Origin of the sequence: Paenibacillus sp. FSL H7-0350, from assembly GCF_038593195.1 — a bacterium.
Taxonomy (GTDB): Bacteria; Bacillota; Bacilli; order Paenibacillales; family Paenibacillaceae; genus Paenibacillus_AQ.
This window is the reverse complement of the sequence record NZ_CP151972.1, coordinates 4,225,129-4,241,026: the sequence shown is the minus strand read 5'-3', so window position 1 is coordinate 4,241,026 and position 15,898 is coordinate 4,225,129. Positions and strand designations below refer to the sequence as shown.

Below are 15,898 nucleotides of genomic sequence, written 5' to 3'. Positions count from 1 at the left end.
GTATGCTTGTCGTGTGTTAGCCAATAATGGACTGGAGGACAAAAAATGTTTACAAAAATTGAAGAATTCGTTGCGGAATGGACTAGCGAGGCGGAATTAACTGCTACCGTACTGGATGCACTTACGGATGATTCTCTTGGACAGGAGGTTATCGAAGGCCGACGAATGCTGGGACAAATCGCCTGGCATCTGGTTCAATCGCTGCACTACATGACAACTTTGGGGCTCGCTTTCGAAGCTCCATCCAGAGGCGAAGAAGCTCCGGATTCTGCTGCATTTATAGCTTCGGAGTATCGGCGGATCAGCGAGAATTTGCTGAACGCGGTTCGAACGCAGTGGAATGACGAATCTTTGCGCGAGTCGGTCATGATTGAGAAGGAAGCTTGGCTGAACGGAAGTTCCCTTCGTTATACGATCATGCACCAAGCGCATCATCGCGGACAGATGACCGTTCTCATGCGTCAGGCCGGACTTCGAGTGCCTAATGTGTACGGTCCGACTTACGATACTTGGGTCGAGAAAGGGATAACACCTTTAATCTAAGTTCCTTTACAATGAAACAAACGGTCTAGGGAGTGAAGAACGGTTTGTCAAAAGCGGATAATATGCTGTCCATCCTATGGTTGCTTCGTTCGGGAAAGCGGATGACGGCGCAGCAGCTTGCGGACGATTTGGAGATTCATGTTCGCACCGTATACCGGTGCATTGATTCACTGTGCGCGAGCGGAGCCCCAATTATTGCCGAAGCCGGTCCGAACGGCGGTTACCGGCTTCTCGGTGAATTCGTCGATTCTCCGCTGCTCTTCGATTCCGAAGAGCAGAAGGCGCTCGTACATGCATCCGTCTTCGCACGGGAAGCGGGTTATCCGTTCACGGATGCGCTTTCCCGGGCGGTCGATAAACTGAAGCGATACACGAATGAAGAGCAGCTTGAGCGGATTAATAGACATAGCAGCGGGCTTGCCGTCATCCAGACACCCACGGACGCGAGAGAACTTGAATTGCTTAAGCGGTTAGAGGAGGCTGTAGCCCGGGGAGAATCGCTGAACATGGACTATGCCAAAGGACCTGAGCTTACGCCAAGCCATCGAGTCCTCGACCCCTACGGCATCGTGCATTGGAAGGGACTATGGTACGTTGCAGGGTTTTGCCGGTTGCGGCAAGAGATCCGAAGCTTCCGGGTGGATCGCATCGTCCGTTTGGAGGCGGCGGATACCCGCTTCGAACGTCCAGCTGCCTTTTCCGCGAGGGATTTCCTCTTACATTCTTTATTTCCGGATTCGCTCGAAGCTGAGACGCTAGTCATCGTAAGGCTTCAGGGACACGAACATGCGCTTAACGAGCTATGCAAGCATTGGCTGTTCGGTCATGCGCTGATCGAACGCAGGCAGCCCGGCGAAGCTCTTTTTAAGCTGGGAGAACTGTCGCTGCAAACCTATGTACCGTACTTTCTTCTTCCATACGGGAAGTCTCTCAAGATACTTGAGCCGCAAATACTAATCAATCGAATGGCTGAGGTCAGCCTCGAAATGTTTAAGCACTACGAAGCTATGCAAGTAAAATCAGAGGATAAGAAGGGATGAAGAGTGGATATGAACAAATTTGCGATGTACGGAAAATTGACAGCCAGCCCCGGGAAACGGGATGAACTTATTCTAATATTGTTGGAAGCTTCGCGTAGCTTGAAGGATATGGCGGGCTGTGAGCTCTATATTATCAATGAATCCGCAGATGACCCCGATACGATCTGGGTCACTGAGCTGTGGAGCGATGCAGAGGCTCATGCCGGCTCTCTCAAGAACGAAGAAGTGCTGGCCGTCATTCAACGCGCACGTCCTTTAATCGCAGGCGCAGAACAGGTTAGACTCCGTCCCGTTGGCGGGAAGGGGTTAGACGTATAAAGAGGCCGAATTCAAACTACACGATAAGACTTTGTCTCCAAATGCCTTAATATCCTCTAAGTAGTCGTACCCTGGTGGATTTGGACCTGTTTGATTGTACATTCTAACCGCGACTATCCGATGTTCAGGAATAACCAAACAGGCACAGCCAGTTAGTCCTAGTATTTGATAGGACCCGGGCGGGAGTGTATTTCCTATTTCAGAAATAGCTCTAGGCTTATCCTGAATCCACCAAGCGAAGCCATTCCTAGGCAATGTATCATCAAGATTTGCTGGGCTCTGATTACTTGTAGCTTGTTCTATAACCTCTTTCGGAACAATCTGGCGTCCATTGACAAGTCCACGATTCAAGTGAAGGTAACCCCAATAAGCCAATTCACGGGCACTTACAAAAAGATTGGCTTCTCCCCCTTGGTCATCAGCATATTCTTCATTTAACCATACTAAATTGGCTTCTCTATTCTTACACCAACCTGTCTCAATGAAATTGCAGGGTTTGAAAACGTATTGTTGCATGACCTCTGACAGGGGCGTTTCAAATAACTTCTGTATTAATCTAATCAGCATATTGATTCCTACATTGTTATAGTTCCAACTCGTACCCGGCGGAAAAAGTTTTTCATGATTATTTTTAAGTCCATGAGTATGTGTTAATAAATGTCTTATTCTAACTCCTTGGACAGCGGCTAGGTTTAGATCCTCTAAGTAATCTGAAATATAATCATCCATGCTTGAAAGCTTATTTTGGTATAAGGCCAAACTGACCGCAAAGCCAATGTATGATTTTCTTACGGAAGCAACATTAAACCGGGTTGAGGGCATTACAGATTGTATCTTTGAATTAAGCTCATATGAGCCAAAGTAGCTTTCATTAACAATGGTGTCATTATGGATGATAAGTGTAGCGGCTGCGGAACAGGAAATCAGGTCCTTAGCTCTAATTACATGGTCAGTAAGCGCCAAATACTTATCCTTACTGGTATGTACTACTTCTTTTTGTAAGAACATATTCTCGGTTCACCTCTGTTTATAATAAACATGCCGGTATAGAATATATAAATCATACTACAAAGAGCTAAGCCTGGAGTGATTCGAACATGATGAATTTATATGGAGCGGAGCATCACTTGATGGTGGTGTCCGATTCGATTGATGCGGAAGAGCACCGGCATTCTTTTTTACAGGTGACGATCTCGTTAACAGGCGAATTTGACATTGAGGTAGCGGGGCTAAGCTTGCGTTGTCCAGGGATCATTATCAATTCGGGCGTCGTTCACCGGTTAAAAGAAGCAGGACATCCGCTAATGCTTCTTCTGATCGACAGCACCTCTGACATGGCTGCGAGCTTTAAGCGGGTTCTGGAGGGGCAGCAGGTTCATGTGTTCCCGCATGAAGTGATGAGGAGTATCCGTGCATTGGTGCAAAAGGAGTACGCCGGCGTTAAGGACCCGGACAGCTATCGTTCTTTTCTGGGACAACTTATGAGGCTATTAGGTGTAGAGCAGGTGAAACCCACTATTGTTGATCCGAGAATCAGAGAGCTTATTCAGCTCCTCAAAGATTGCACCGACTCCGAACACTCCGTCAGTCATTACGCCCGGCAGTTAGGTTTATCCAACAGCAGATTGTCGCATCTTTTCAAAGAAAATACAGGTATTTCGCTTAGCGGGTACATGGTGCTGCACAAGCTGGAGAAAGCAATCTATTTCATTTTTGCGGGTCATAGCGTTACGGATGCGGCGATGGCTGCAGGCTTTGACAGCCCGTCCCACTTAGCTGCTACCAGCAGGCAGTTGCTGGGCATGACGGCGAAGGATATCCGTAAAGATAGCGTCTTTTTAAAAGTTTCCAGCCTGCATTAACCTTACAATGGGTGCAGGAGGTGTGTTCCATGAGTGCATACTTGAAGGAAACGGAATTGCTGAACTATTCTCACCCGTTGATCCAGCAAATTGTTCACAGCCGCCGGTGGGATTCGATGTCCAGGAAGGAACAGATTCTCGGCATCTATAACTACGTTCGTGACGAAATCCGATTCGGCTACAACCGGGCGGACGATATTCCGGCCTCGGAAGTCTTGCAGGATGGCTACGGCCAGTGTAATACAAAGGGAGTGCTGTTTATGGCGTTGCTCCGGGCTGTGGGCGTGTCATGCCGTATACATGGATTTGCTATTGATAAGAAGCTGCAAAAGGGGGCCATGAAAGGCTGGTATTACCAGCTCTCCCCCCGGGAGATCATTCATAGCTGGGTTGAAGTGCTATATGAGGATAAGTGGTTGAATATTGAAGGATTCATACTGGACGTTCCTTATTTGACCAAGCTTCAGCAAAAATTCGAACAATGTACGGGTTCCTTCTGCGGATATGGCGCTGCAACAGATAATTTTCAAAATCTGCAAATTTATTGGAATGAAAATGATACCTACGTGCAAAAAGAAGGAATCGTTCAGGATTTCGGGATCTACGACAGCCCTGATGCCTTCTTCTCCGCTCATCCGCAAGGGCTTAGTCCGGTTAAGAAAATAGTCTACACCAAGGTGGTCCGGCATCTGATGAACCGGAATGTTGATCACATCAGGCAGGGGTAGGATGAAGTAGCCGATCCATACCGGCACAAGAGGACATTTTAATAAAGAGATTATGTAGGTAGAAGGCCAAAACGGGGCATCCAGAAGGCAGTTATCACTGGCTTTTTGGACAGCCCCTTTCCTGTGCCGCTCTCTGTTTTTCATGATGAACCCTAACCTTGTTGCTGCTTGTCTGCGGGAATCCACAATTCCATATAGCTTGCTCCAGGGGTGCTTTCGTAATATAGTTCCGGTACATAGAGCATGTTGATCATGCCGTGCTTTTTTAGCCACAGGTCGCTGTAGTTGAGCGCTTTGTAGAGAGCGGAAGTTACCAATTCCTCGAAACTCTCCGCCTCGAAGCCAAAAACCACATATTCCCTGTCTGGCAGCTGCCATATCTTGAACTCCCCGGGGTCTGCATCCGGCAACGCCTCTGCTCCGGCAAAATAGGTGAAATTGCCGCTGGGAGCATCCCCCATAAAGGCTACCCCCAACTCCCGGCCTGCAGGAAGCCGGTTTATGCTGCCCTTACGCTCGTGAAATTGTCTCCACACCTCTCCAGGCACGTCTACCCCGGTAGCTTCTCCAAGAGGCATTTGGCCATCAATGGGAGCATAGTTGCTCAAACCAATAAACATGATAGGTTGCTCCAACGTTCTCCGGTTAATCTCCAGAATCAGACCATCGCTAATCAACGGCACTCCTTCATCGATCATCGTGTTGCTCAGACTCAAATCCGGTTTGATAAACTGATTCAGCCTTACCGGATGGTCTCGGTACTGCTCAGGCGTCATTCCGTAGGCCTCTTTGAAAGCTCGGGTGAAGCCCTCATGGCTACCAAATCCCCACTCCAAAGCCACGTCCAGAATACGGTTTTCCTTGCAGCTCAGTGCTTCGCAGGCATTTGCCAGACGCCGGTAGCGGATGTACTCCCGGACTGGCTTCTTCACTAGACGAGAGAACAACCTTTGGTAATAAAATGGGGATAAAGCGGCAATGGCGGCCAAACCATTGATCTCCTGGTTTTCGCTGATGCGTTCTTCCATATAATCTAACGTTTTTTGAATGGCTTCCCATGCGTACATATGGATGCACCTCCTTGCCTTCAAGCATAGCACAGGTACAGAAGAGCGAACTTGACGGATTCTGCCCTTTTTGGACAATCTGCCAATATTTCAATAGGTTGACTAAAATGCTACTGACATTACCCTGTCAGTAGCGTTGTTTAATTGACCCTCCCTCTTTTTTCTTAGCCTACATGCGCCACAGCCCGAACCTCTATCCACTGTTCCGGAAATGCCAGGTAAGTCACCCCGATCATGCTCCCCGCCGGCCGATGCTCTCCGACATACTTTTTGAACAGTTCGATCGCGGTTTCCCCGTGCTCCTGCGCATTCGTAAGATACAGCTCCACGTAAGCCAGATTATCCTTTGTCGCTCCGAACTCTTGTAGCACGGTATCCAAATTCTTCAGCGTCTGCGTCATCTGTGCCTGAATATCGCCTGCTCCGACGAAGTTGCCCTCTGCATTATGGGAGAACTGTCCTGAGATATACAGCGTGTTGTCGACAAGGTACCCCTGCGAAATCCCGTGATCCCAGAGGTTATGGTTGTACGTTCGAATGGTTGTCATTGCTTTAGCCCCTTTACTTCAAAGTAAAGCTATTATAGACTGAGCAGAAATAAAGGGATAGTACGCACAAACAAGTGGGCTACTATCCGAAAGGATAGCGTGAACATGGGCATTTCTGATCTGAAGGGCAAGGAGACGGTGATCCAAGACACACCATTCGGTTATACGATGTCGGTGATCGGCGGTAAGTGGAAGATGGCAATTCTGTATCTGCTGTCCGCCAAACCGTCGATTCGATTCAACGAAATGCAGAGACAGCTCGGAGCGGTGACGTACAAGGTGCTCAGCGCGCAGCTTAAGGAATTGGAGGCTGATGGACTGGTGAAGCGTGTGGAGTATCCGCAGATTCCGCCCAAAGTGGAGTATTTGCTGACACCGAAAGGGCAGACACTGCTACCTGTATTGGAGCAGCTATGTGAGTGGGGAGCACAGAACCGGTGAGGTCCACGGTGGTTTGTACTCAGACGTTCTTCAAGAAAAGGCCATCCCCGCCATTGGAGTAGTAACGAATTGCTTTCCCTTTTTCTTCGGCATATTCAATCTCTCTTTTTGTACTAATTCCAATGTAACCATTCACATCTATCACGAATATTTCATCAGAAAGATCGATTTTTCTAAAATGGAGATTTCCAAGGAGTTCAGCTTGTTTCTCAGTGATTTCAAATCCTTCACTTTGCTCAAAGAAGGCGAGGCTAATTACAATATTTCCTTGAAGTGTTAGGAATGCATTGGCCTGTTCGAATGCCTCTTTAAACTTTGTAGAGCCACATAAAGTTATTATTTTCATGATTATTTCCTTTCATAATTTCTTGGTTAATGTATTCGTTCCATATAGTCATTATCCTTCAAAACATTTCAATCACTTCATAATGGAGGTCTTAATATGGCGTTCCCAACGCATATTGTGTCGGCAGGCGGAATTGTTGAAGATGGGAAGGGAAACATCCTTTTAGTAAAAGCCCATGATGATGGATGGGTATATCCTGGCGGGATAACTGAAATCGGAGAGAACCTTATGGATGGCCTGATACGAGAAATCAAGGAGGAAAGTGGAATAGATGCTACTGTCAGCCATTTGATCAATGTGATTTCAAATACAGCGGTTCATAAGTGGCATGATGGCGTAACTGATGTTCCAACAAAGGTAATGTTTGATTTTGTGTGCAAAGTTGTGGGTGGAGAGTTAGCAACTTCTGATGAAACTAGTGATTGCAGATGGGTGGCCAGGGAGAATGTTCTGGATTTCATTACCCTGCCAGCCATCCGCTTACGATATGAAGTTTATTTGAAGTTTGACGGCTCAGTGAATTACATAGAGTATGCTACTACAACAACGTCCGAATGTAGCGTCAAGCTACAAAGAGAGGTATGAAGCCTAAAAAGAGCCGCCACTTTGTTAGTGCAGGCTCTTTTACAGCTACTATTTAAATATTATCTTTCAAGAAAAATGCTGGGCGATATTAGTTAAATACTCTTCTTCAGCCGTATTTTTTTTCATCTGAATGAGCATCTTTGCATCATCTCCAACGATATACCGGAATTGATTTGTACCGTCTGTGGCCGCTTGGTATATGGTTTCGGCAACGATTTCTGGAGGCGAGGCGTATGCCGGCTGTTTTTCCATCTCACCCAATTTAGCGCGAAACGCACCAGTAAATAGCTTGTAGTCTGTTAAATCATCATTATAAAAGAATTCCATGGATCTTCCACCAAAGTCCGTATGAATAGCACCGGGTTCAATCAACTTCACTTTGATGTTTTGTGATGCTAATTCATAAGATACGGACTCAGAAAAACCCTCTACTGCAAACTTGGACGAATGATACAGAGACATCGTAGGGAAGGTCACTCTCCCACCCATAGAAGAGATGTTGATCAGCATCCCTTTTTGATTCGACCGGAAATGTGGCAGCATGGCTTTAGTCATACGGATTAGACCGAAAACATTCACTTCAAACTGTCTTCTAATCTGCTCCTCCGTAGCGGCTTCTATCAGACCCATTGTTCCATATCCAGCATTATTGAGAAGAACATCAATAGTACCGAACCGATCAATCGCTTCTGCTAACGCAGTTTGAATAGTATCTGCTTGTTCAACATCAAGCCTTAGTACCAACACATTATCCAGTGTAATAAACTCAGTTTCTTGTTCAGGTGAACGCATCGTGGCTACTACGTTCCATCCATTTTCAGCAAAATGCTTTGCTGTAGCTCTCCCGATGCCTGATGAAGCTCCCGTGATAAAAATTGTGTTCATGTCCATTCCTCCTAAAAGTTTTGTTCTTGAACTAACTTCTCCAGGCTTACCAATCCCTCGGCTATGGTTGTAAGTTTAGCTTTGTATTCTTCTATCCCGATTTGGATGCAAATGATCTGCGCTGGATGCATTTCATCTTTATAAAGCGAATATTGCTCAAGTAATTGATCTAATTTGTGGTTTGATGCCTCTTGGGCTTCCTTCAACCATACAATCACCTTGTCATATCCGACGAATTCACCGAAATAAAGCCTCATCATAAAATCAGATTTCCTGATGCTGTCTCCTTCTAGCGGGGCTAGTAAATAGGTGTTAAAACACTCTCTGCCTTTAGGCGTTATATTTAAAAGGTTTTTGTTAGGCTTACCGTCCTGAAGCACATTTTCCTTAATGATCAACCCCTCCTTTTCCATTCGGGTAAGTGTGGGATAGATTGTTCCATAACTGGAACTATAGAAATTAGAGAATACATTTTCTAACAGCTGTTTGATTTGGTATCCAGTCAACGCTTCTTTCATAAGTATGCCTAAAATAACATCTTGACTGTTCACAATTTGACCTCCTTGTAGTTTGGGGTAAGTTTTATATCACAAACATAGTATATCAGTTCGATATATATTGTGTAAATATATGTTGATCTGATGCATGGATCTTTTTTTGGGTAAAAAAAATTTACGCCAGTAAATATGGCGCAAACTTCTTTGCCGCTTCTTGGTTGTAGTGAATAACTGAGTGCTCTTATCTTAAATCCTCCACAAAATAACAAATGTTCTTATTAGGGTAATACAGAACAACCAACCTGTCAGATTCGTAATTGAAATCTTGCCACGAGTAAACTCCATTAAAATCTGGCGTTTTATCTTCAGGAACATCTAAAGGCTGTAATGTGTTCTCCACATATTTTTGAATATCTCTTTCATTATCATGAAGAGTATCCCCGGAATAGTTTACAATCCTCTTTCTTCCGCCGGTTGACTTTAATATTGAAGACAATTGTTTTTCTTTCGTTCTAAAAATAGTATAACGCAATCCCTCCCCGCGAAATCCCCCTTGATTTGTATATTGATCAAGTTCCTTGAATTTGGAAGGCAATTGCAGCTGCCAATTTCGCTCATATTGCCTTTTGTGCGAGAAGTCGGTTTTGGCTTCATTCCATAGATATGCCGGAAGCGCAATAGCAATGACAACAACAAGAACCACGAAAGCATTGATGACTTTCATTTTCATCCTCCAGAGGCTTTTTTAGATTTATCGATCATCTTGCACTGTTTTCAATTATTTTCTATTATTTATAATATATTAACACAAAGCGGAAAGGTTAGTGATTACTGCCTATGATTATTGCGGTCGATGTATATTATGAAGAGAATCAAGCAAAATCGGTGGGGGTTATCTTTCAGGGTTGGGAAGACTCTGCACCGCTCGACGTTATCGTTTCTTATACAGAGAATCCTCGGGCATACGAACCTGGTTCTTTCTACAAACGGGAGCTTCCCTGCATACGGGAACTGCTGAAACTTACGGATACAAACCAAATACACACTATTGTGGTGGACGGCTACGTGTACTTAGACCAAGAGAGGAAGCCGGGGCTCGGACATTATGTTTACACAGATTTTTCAGGGAGAATTCCAGTGATCGGTGTTGCCAAAAATGCCTTTCATGATAACGACAATGAGGCGTTTGTTAAAAAGATTTGCCGGGGCACCAGCGCTAAGCCTCTCTATATCACGTCTATTGGCATGGAGCCAGACACCGCTGCCCGGCACATCCAGAGAATGCACGGAGAATATCGGTTCCCCTATCTGCTGAAATTGCTGGATAAGCATACGAAAGAAGCCCGGGGATAATTACTGGATCGAATTAAACTTGAAAAAGCGAAGCTTGCCGAGACTCATCCCACACCATCACCTTCTAATAAGGAGTAGAAATTATCGCGGTCTTCATCATCAAATTTGCCAAGCGACTGTACCCTGACTATTACATATGGAGAATAACATTCTAAAATAAGTCATCTAAAGAATTACAGCTTTCCTGCCAATGATTTGATTTGAAGTAATATCGAAGCCGGGAGGTGTGTCGTGGGATCTATTTTTAAGAGCAGAGCAACTGAAGAAGAATACTATCTATGCTACGATAAGAGTTTACATAGGTTTGGATTAGAGGGGACGTCATATTATATCTCGACATCATTTGGAGATACTTATGTACTATGCTTTGGTGATCCGAGTAAGAAACCATTGATTCTCCTTCATGGAATGACAATGAGTAGTACGATGTGGTATCCCAATATGAAGCAGCTGATTCAAGAGCGTTGCGTTTATGCTGTGGATATTGTGGGAGATTTCGGTAGGAGTAAACCTACTGTTGCTATAAAAAATCGGAAAGCCGCTAACCAGTGGCTTCTTGAAGTTTTGGACGCAATGCAGTTTAACAAGGTAGATTTAGCGGGTCATTCAATGGGTGGCTTCTTATCTTTAAATTTTGCACTTGATTATCCGGGACGCGTGTCGAAGCTGTTGCTTTTTGCCCCTGCTGGAACTTTCTATAAAATAAGTTTTAAATTTTTTGCGAAAATTTACCCCGCATTATTGTTTCACACAGAAAAGTGGATCGACAATGCTTTTTTGTGGTTTTCAGGTAAAGGAGAGCCTCTACACCCCGTATTTCGTGCTCAAGTCATTAGCGGTTACCGCCATGCGAAACCACTTCTGCAGGTGATGCCCTCAGTATTTGCTAAAGAGGAATTCCAAAATTTCAATATTCCAACTCTGCTCCTTATAGGAGATAAAGAAGTAATATACCCGGCTGAGAAGGCAATAGCAAATGCTAAGCGATTAATTCCTAATCTCGAGACCCATATCATTGAAGGGGCAAGTCATTCCCTGACTATGGAGCATGCAGACGTTGTGAACGAAAAAGCAATTCTCTTCTTGCGTAAAGAAGAAGGGTAAAACGTTTCAGCTATCGCGAAAAGCTATGACCAATCATGCTTTTTTCATATAACCTGAATTTCTTGCCCTCATGCTATACTCAGTACACTAAAAAGTTGTAAGGAGATGTAGCGATGATACCCTTTCGCAATGATCATGTAGGCAGCTTCCTGCGTCCTGCGAACTTAAGCCAGGCGCGTGAACAATATAAAGCAGGCAACATCACATATGAGGCATTAAGAGCGGTGGAAGATCAAGAGATTATCCGGATTATTGAGCAGCAGAAGGAGAATGGCGTATTCGCCGTGACGGATGGGGAATTCCGCAGAAGCTGGTGGCATTTCGACTTTCTGGGCGGCCTAGACGGCGTGGAGCTGTATGAGGAGATCGACGGACCTAAGTTCCATAATATGCAGACCCGCAAGGGTGGTATTCGTGTGGTCGGTAAAGTGGATTTCTCAAGCCATCCCTTTGTGGAGCATTTTGAGTTTTTGCTGAAGCATGCAGGTGACGCCGTAGCGAAGCAAACCATTCCAAGTCCCAACATGCTGATCTACCGGCTGGAGCCGGGGGCCAATAGTTATAGCGACCGGGAGCAATTCCTTCAGGATACGATTGCGGCGTATCAAAAAGCCATTCAAGCCTTCTATGATGCGGGATGCAGGTACCTGCAACTGGATGATACAGCATGGGCAGACCTGTTCTCAGAAGCGGGGCACAATAAGCTGCGCGCGAAAGGTCTGGAACCGGCGGAAGAGCTGTTAACGATGCAGCGGATGATCAACGAAACTTTGGCTCATAAACCGGAAGATTTGGTTGTGACGATGCATATTTGCCGGGGGAACTATAAATCCAACTACTTCTCCACCGGCGGTTATGATTACGCTTCTGAGGTCATTTTTGGCGGCTTAGACGTAGATGGCTTATTCCTTGAATTTGATGATGAGCGTTCAGGCAGCTTCGAGCCCTTGAAATATGTGAACCGGCCGGATTTGAAAATCGTGCTGGGTCTGCTCACCTCCAAAACTGGCGAGTTGGAAGATAAAGAGCACATTAAAGCCCGGATTGCCGAAGCAGCAACGTATGTGCCCCTTGAGCAGCTCTGCTTGAGCCCGCAATGCGGGTTCTCCTCTACAGAGGAAGGCAATATTCTGACGGAAGAGCAACAGTGGCGTAAGCTTCGTTATGTGAAGGAAATTGCCGATGAAGTGTGGGAGGCAGACCAAGAGACCGTTATCGTGGAAGCCTTCATTAATGGTCACCATGTACCGTCCCTTTCGCAGTCAGCCAAAGAGAATCCGGCGAGCCCGGCGGAAATCGTAGGCTATTTCCCTGTCACCACGAAGGAACAAGCGGCTCAGGCGATTGAAGCGGCGGCGGAGGCTTTTAAAATATGGAAGAAGACCCCGATTGATGAACGTATCACTCGGATGCGCAAGGCGATAGAGAAGATTAGAGCAGCGGAGAATGAAATTGTCCATCTGCTGTCCAGAGAGCATGGCAAGCCCCTGTATGATGCCCATGGTGAGATTTATGTCTCGTTAATGTGGATGGAGTTCGCTTGTAATGAGGCTGCATCCGTTCTACAGGAAGAGGTCCAGAAGCATGACCATGGTACAACCATTCTGTCCTATGATCCAATGGGTGTGGTGGCAGCGATCAGTCCATGGAACTATCCGATTGCTCTATCTACGATCAAAATCGCTCCTGCCTTACTTGCGGGCAATACGATTGTGCTGAAACCGAGTCCATTTGCACCGCTGGCGGCGGCGAAGGTGGCAGAGCTGATCGCGGGTGAGTTCCCGGCGGGTGTCATCAATGTCGTTCATGGGGCTGCAGATGTGGGCGTTGAGCTGACAAGTAATCCTCTTGTCGCCAAAATCGCCTTCACAGGCGGAACCGCAACCGCCAAGCACATCATCAAAGCGGCTGCGGATACGATTAAGGACATGACGCTGGAGCTTGGCGGCAATGATGCGGCGATCTTCCTGGATAGCTTTGATGTTCAGGATGAGCGGGCGATGCGCCGGATTGTCATTTCTAATTTCCTGACCACAGGTCAGATCTGTATGATCGCCAAGCGTGTATATGTACACCGTTCTATCTATGATGCTTTTGTTGAAAAATATATCGAGGCGGCCAACCGCTGGATTCGCATTGGTGATCCCTTCGATGCCCATACGACGGTAGGTCCGGTGAATAACCTGAAGCAGAAGAATTACGTGCAGAGTCTGATTGAGGATGCGCAGAAGCGTGGGGCTAAGATCATTCCGCTCGGCCAAATTCTCGACCAGCAGCGGTTTGAACAAGGTTATTACCTGCAGCCCACGCTCGTTCTGGACTGCGATTACCATGATCCGATAGTGGTGGAGGAGCAGTTCGGTCCTACCGTTCCGATTCTGCCCTTCGATGATGTAGAGCAGGTAATTCATCTGCACAATGAGAGCATCTATGGATTGACGAGCTCGGTGTGGGGGAGGGAAGAGGACGCCATCTTGGTCGCACGTCAGCTCGAAGCGGGAACGACCATGATCAATACGGCTGCTGTGCAGGGGCTCGATGTCCGGTTCCCGTTCGGTGGCTTCAAGCAGTCCGGTATCGGCCGTGAATACGGCGCCGAAGGCATCCGTACGTATACAGAGTTGCATGTGATCAATGTTCCGAAGACACTGGATCTTCCTTATATCCCAGAGTAAAAATAAAAACCGTCAGGGATTCTTGATTCCCATGACGGTTTTTGTTATCTACGCGATTCAGACCTCGGCTTCTCCAAGCGGCTACGTTCACGCATAGCGTTAATTTGCCTTGCATGTCTTTCGTCCCGGCGGCCTTGTCTCGTTCGGAGCTGGCTCAGCATAACGAGCAGGCCCAGGGTGCCGAGTACATAAGAGACGATGGGATTTACTTCATTCCACAGGTTGACCCCGGCCAGAAGTAATACTGCGCCAATGATGGTGGCAATCAACCGCTGTGTATTTTTGTTCTGCGTCTCGATTAATTTTTGCTCGAGGGAGCTCGCCAGCTTGACCCTTAAACCTCCGCTATCCATTTTATCGATGGCCGACATGAACTTCTTGGTCGTTGGAAGGATGTCTTTGAGCATATTCTTGCCATCCTCTACAACCTTGGAGATAACACTTCCCCGCAGATCCCTCCGCACCACCTGCTCCACATAAGGCTTAACGGTCCCGACCAGATCAAGCTCAGGGTCCAGTCCGGTACAGAGGCCGTACACGGTGCCTATGGCTTTGCCCAGGAAGGTGGTATTGGCAGGTAACTGAAAAGGCTGGGAGTAGAGGAAATTACGTAATTCCTCCACATTGTCGCCTGAGGTCACAAAACTCAGATCAAACGTATCCCCGTTGATTTGTTCGAATAATAACGTAAGATTCCTGGAGAAGACCTCCAGATCGACATTCCGTCTTAAAAATCTCAACTTGTTCAGGGCATCGATGGCGCCGTGGGCGTCTTTCAGATATACGGCCAGCAGAAGGGCTACCATCTGGGTCTTCATATCCTTCGGAATCCGCCCGACCATTCCAAAATCAATCAAAGCGATGGTGCCGTCAGGCTGCACGAGCACATTGCCGGGGTGGGGGTCAGCGTGAAAAAGCCCGTTCAATAGAATCTGTTCCACGAACATTTCGATCAGCGATGTCGCAAGTCTGGTCCGGTCCACCCCCCAAGCCTCGAGCTTGGCGAAATCATTGATTTTGACACCCTCCATAAACTCCATGGTCAGCACCTGCGAGGTAGTACATGACCAATGAATGTGCGGAATCACGACATCCTTCCGGTGGGCTAACTGCTGCTTGAACTCTTCCGCATTGTGCCCTTCTTGCTGGTAATCGAGCTCTTCCATAATGGTGTCATGAAACTCATCATACACGGCATCAAGATCCATAAAGTCCGTAATCATCTTTTGACGCTTCAATAACGAAATTGCGACCTGAATGGATTTCCAATCAATCGCGATAATGTCCTCTACACCGGGCCGCATCACCTTCACGGCCACTTGCTCACCTGTCCGCAAGGTGGCCCGGTGGACCTGTCCGAAGGAAGCTGCTGCAATAGGAGTCGCGCTGAACTCAGCATACATCTCGCTTATGGATACCCCGAGTTCACGCTCTACCTTCTGCCGGATCTCGGAGAAATCTACGAATTCTACAGAATCCTGCAGCTTGGATAATTCCTCGATCACTTCCTTCGGTAACATATCCACCTGTGCACTCACATGCTGCCCAAGCTTGATAATCAGTCCGCCCATATCCATGGCAGTTGTCGTGAAATACGCTGCCTGCTTGCGGTATAGGGCCTGTTGCCTCGCTGCAAAGCGCCGTCTTGACATCAAGAACTTCACCTTGCCCAGCCACCAGAAATCCCAGGCGAACTTGAAAATCATCTGCATGGTTCTTCTGAACCTTGCATCCTTCAATAATTTCAGGAATTCGCTCATACTTGTTCATCTACCACAGAGTTATTATGCTGCATCCCAAATCTCTCCTTCTAATCATCCATGTGCCTAATTGTATGATATTTCATACCAGACAGATATACAATTACAGGCTTGGACGGCTAGGCGTTTGGGCAGCAGCCCGGTGG

18 protein-coding genes and 1 pseudogene are annotated in these 15,898 nt (G+C 46.6%); 11 read left to right on the top strand and 8 right to left on the bottom strand.

Annotation, left to right across the window (positions count from 1 at the left end; translation table 11 throughout):
- Positions 1 to 45: 45 nt before the first annotated feature.
- From NYE24_RS19405 to NYE24_RS19395, 3 genes are read left to right on the top strand one after another with little or no spacing between them, the layout of a single operon-like run.
- Positions 46 to 543 (top strand): DinB family protein, encoded by a 498-nt coding sequence (locus tag NYE24_RS19405; RefSeq protein WP_076156190.1) that lies wholly within the window; start codon positions 46 to 48, stop codon positions 541 to 543.
- Between the two features lie 44 nt (positions 544 to 587).
- The gene (locus NYE24_RS19400; protein ID WP_342476449.1) at positions 588 to 1,583 is read left to right on the top strand and encodes a WYL domain-containing protein; all 996 of its coding nucleotides are present in this window, start codon (positions 588 to 590) and stop codon (positions 1,581 to 1,583) included.
- 9 nt (positions 1,584 to 1,592) lie between these two features.
- Complete coding sequence (locus NYE24_RS19395) at positions 1,593 to 1,901, top strand: putative quinol monooxygenase (protein WP_076156531.1); 309 nt, start codon at positions 1,593 to 1,595, stop codon at positions 1,899 to 1,901.
- Here NYE24_RS19395 and NYE24_RS19390 read toward each other — a convergent pair.
- On the bottom strand, positions 1,890 to 2,909 hold the full coding sequence (locus tag NYE24_RS19390; protein WP_076156195.1) for a serine hydrolase domain-containing protein: 1,020 nt from the start codon (positions 2,907 to 2,909) through the stop codon (positions 1,890 to 1,892). The genes NYE24_RS19395 and NYE24_RS19390 overlap by 12 nt on opposite strands.
- A gap of 89 nt (positions 2,910 to 2,998) precedes the next feature.
- Between NYE24_RS19390 and NYE24_RS19385 the strand changes: the two genes are divergently transcribed.
- Both NYE24_RS19385 and NYE24_RS19380 read left to right on the top strand, forming a co-directional pair.
- Positions 2,999 to 3,763, top strand: coding sequence for an AraC family transcriptional regulator (locus NYE24_RS19385; protein WP_342476448.1), 765 nt, complete (start codon positions 2,999 to 3,001; stop codon positions 3,761 to 3,763).
- 29 nt (positions 3,764 to 3,792) lie between these two features.
- Positions 3,793 to 4,491: a transglutaminase family protein gene (locus tag NYE24_RS19380; protein ID WP_342476447.1), complete on the top strand. Its 699-nt coding sequence runs from the start codon at positions 3,793 to 3,795 to the stop codon at positions 4,489 to 4,491.
- A gap of 152 nt (positions 4,492 to 4,643) precedes the next feature.
- Here NYE24_RS19380 and NYE24_RS19375 read toward each other — a convergent pair whose 3' ends face one another.
- Together NYE24_RS19375 and NYE24_RS19370 are read right to left on the bottom strand one after the other, a co-directional pair.
- Entirely contained in the window at positions 4,644 to 5,558 is a 915-nt protein-coding gene (locus NYE24_RS19375) for an AraC family transcriptional regulator (RefSeq protein WP_342476446.1), read from the bottom strand.
- A gap of 164 nt (positions 5,559 to 5,722) precedes the next feature.
- Complete coding sequence (locus NYE24_RS19370; RefSeq protein WP_342476445.1) at positions 5,723 to 6,106, bottom strand: RidA family protein; 384 nt, start codon at positions 6,104 to 6,106, stop codon at positions 5,723 to 5,725.
- 105 nt (positions 6,107 to 6,211) lie between these two features.
- Between NYE24_RS19370 and NYE24_RS19365 the strand changes: the two genes are divergently transcribed.
- Complete coding sequence (locus NYE24_RS19365) at positions 6,212 to 6,547, top strand: helix-turn-helix domain-containing protein (RefSeq protein WP_036699940.1); 336 nt, start codon at positions 6,212 to 6,214, stop codon at positions 6,545 to 6,547.
- Positions 6,548 to 6,566: 19 nt separating this feature from the next.
- Here the strand turns inward: NYE24_RS19365 and NYE24_RS19360 are convergent, their stop codons facing one another.
- Positions 6,567 to 6,893: a hypothetical protein gene (locus NYE24_RS19360; RefSeq protein WP_342476444.1), complete on the bottom strand. Its 327-nt coding sequence runs from the start codon at positions 6,891 to 6,893 to the stop codon at positions 6,567 to 6,569.
- 96 nt (positions 6,894 to 6,989) lie between these two features.
- Here NYE24_RS19360 and NYE24_RS19355 point away from each other — a divergent pair, with 96 nt between their 5' ends.
- Positions 6,990 to 7,478, top strand: coding sequence for an NUDIX domain-containing protein (locus NYE24_RS19355; protein ID WP_342476443.1), 489 nt, complete (start codon positions 6,990 to 6,992; stop codon positions 7,476 to 7,478).
- Between the two features lie 66 nt (positions 7,479 to 7,544).
- On the opposite strand, the gene NYE24_RS19350 is transcribed toward NYE24_RS19355, so the two are convergent.
- The 3 genes from NYE24_RS19350 to NYE24_RS19340 all read right to left on the bottom strand — a co-directional run bounded on the left by NYE24_RS19350 (position 7,545) and on the right by NYE24_RS19340 (position 9,584).
- Positions 7,545 to 8,363 (bottom strand): SDR family oxidoreductase, encoded by an 819-nt coding sequence (locus tag NYE24_RS19350; RefSeq protein ID WP_076156202.1) that lies wholly within the window; start codon positions 8,361 to 8,363, stop codon positions 7,545 to 7,547.
- 11 nt (positions 8,364 to 8,374) lie between these two features.
- Entirely contained in the window at positions 8,375 to 8,914 is a 540-nt protein-coding gene (locus NYE24_RS19345; protein WP_342476442.1) for a PadR family transcriptional regulator, read from the bottom strand.
- A 187-nt stretch (positions 8,915 to 9,101) separates the two neighbouring features.
- Positions 9,102 to 9,584: a hypothetical protein gene (locus NYE24_RS19340; RefSeq protein WP_342476441.1), complete on the bottom strand. Its 483-nt coding sequence runs from the start codon at positions 9,582 to 9,584 to the stop codon at positions 9,102 to 9,104.
- A 113-nt stretch (positions 9,585 to 9,697) separates the two neighbouring features.
- On the opposite strand from NYE24_RS19340, the gene NYE24_RS19335 reads away from it, so the two are divergent.
- The 4 genes and pseudogenes from NYE24_RS19335 to NYE24_RS19320 all read left to right on the top strand — a co-directional run bounded on the left by NYE24_RS19335 (position 9,698) and on the right by NYE24_RS19320 (position 13,992).
- On the top strand, positions 9,698 to 10,213 hold the full coding sequence (locus tag NYE24_RS19335; RefSeq protein WP_076156210.1) for an endonuclease V: 516 nt from the start codon (positions 9,698 to 9,700) through the stop codon (positions 10,211 to 10,213).
- Positions 10,214 to 10,444: 231 nt separating this feature from the next.
- Positions 10,445 to 11,317: an alpha/beta hydrolase gene (locus NYE24_RS19330; protein ID WP_342476440.1), complete on the top strand. Its 873-nt coding sequence runs from the start codon at positions 10,445 to 10,447 to the stop codon at positions 11,315 to 11,317.
- A 113-nt stretch (positions 11,318 to 11,430) separates the two neighbouring features.
- Positions 11,431 to 12,513: pseudogene (locus tag NYE24_RS19325) on the top strand (5-methyltetrahydropteroyltriglutamate--homocysteine S-methyltransferase); the annotation flags it as partial.
- Positions 12,505 to 13,992 carry an aldehyde dehydrogenase family protein gene (locus NYE24_RS19320; protein ID WP_342479266.1) on the top strand — a complete coding sequence of 496 codons (1,488 nt, stop codon included), beginning with the start codon at positions 12,505 to 12,507 and terminating at the stop codon, positions 13,990 to 13,992. The pseudogene NYE24_RS19325 and the gene NYE24_RS19320, both read left to right, overlap by 9 nt.
- A 44-nt stretch (positions 13,993 to 14,036) precedes the next feature.
- Here NYE24_RS19320 and NYE24_RS19315 read toward each other — a convergent pair whose 3' ends face one another.
- The gene (locus NYE24_RS19315) at positions 14,037 to 15,752 is read right to left on the bottom strand and encodes an AarF/UbiB family protein (protein ID WP_342476439.1); all 1,716 of its coding nucleotides are present in this window, start codon (positions 15,750 to 15,752) and stop codon (positions 14,037 to 14,039) included.
- Between the last annotated feature and the right edge of the window lie 146 nt (positions 15,753 to 15,898).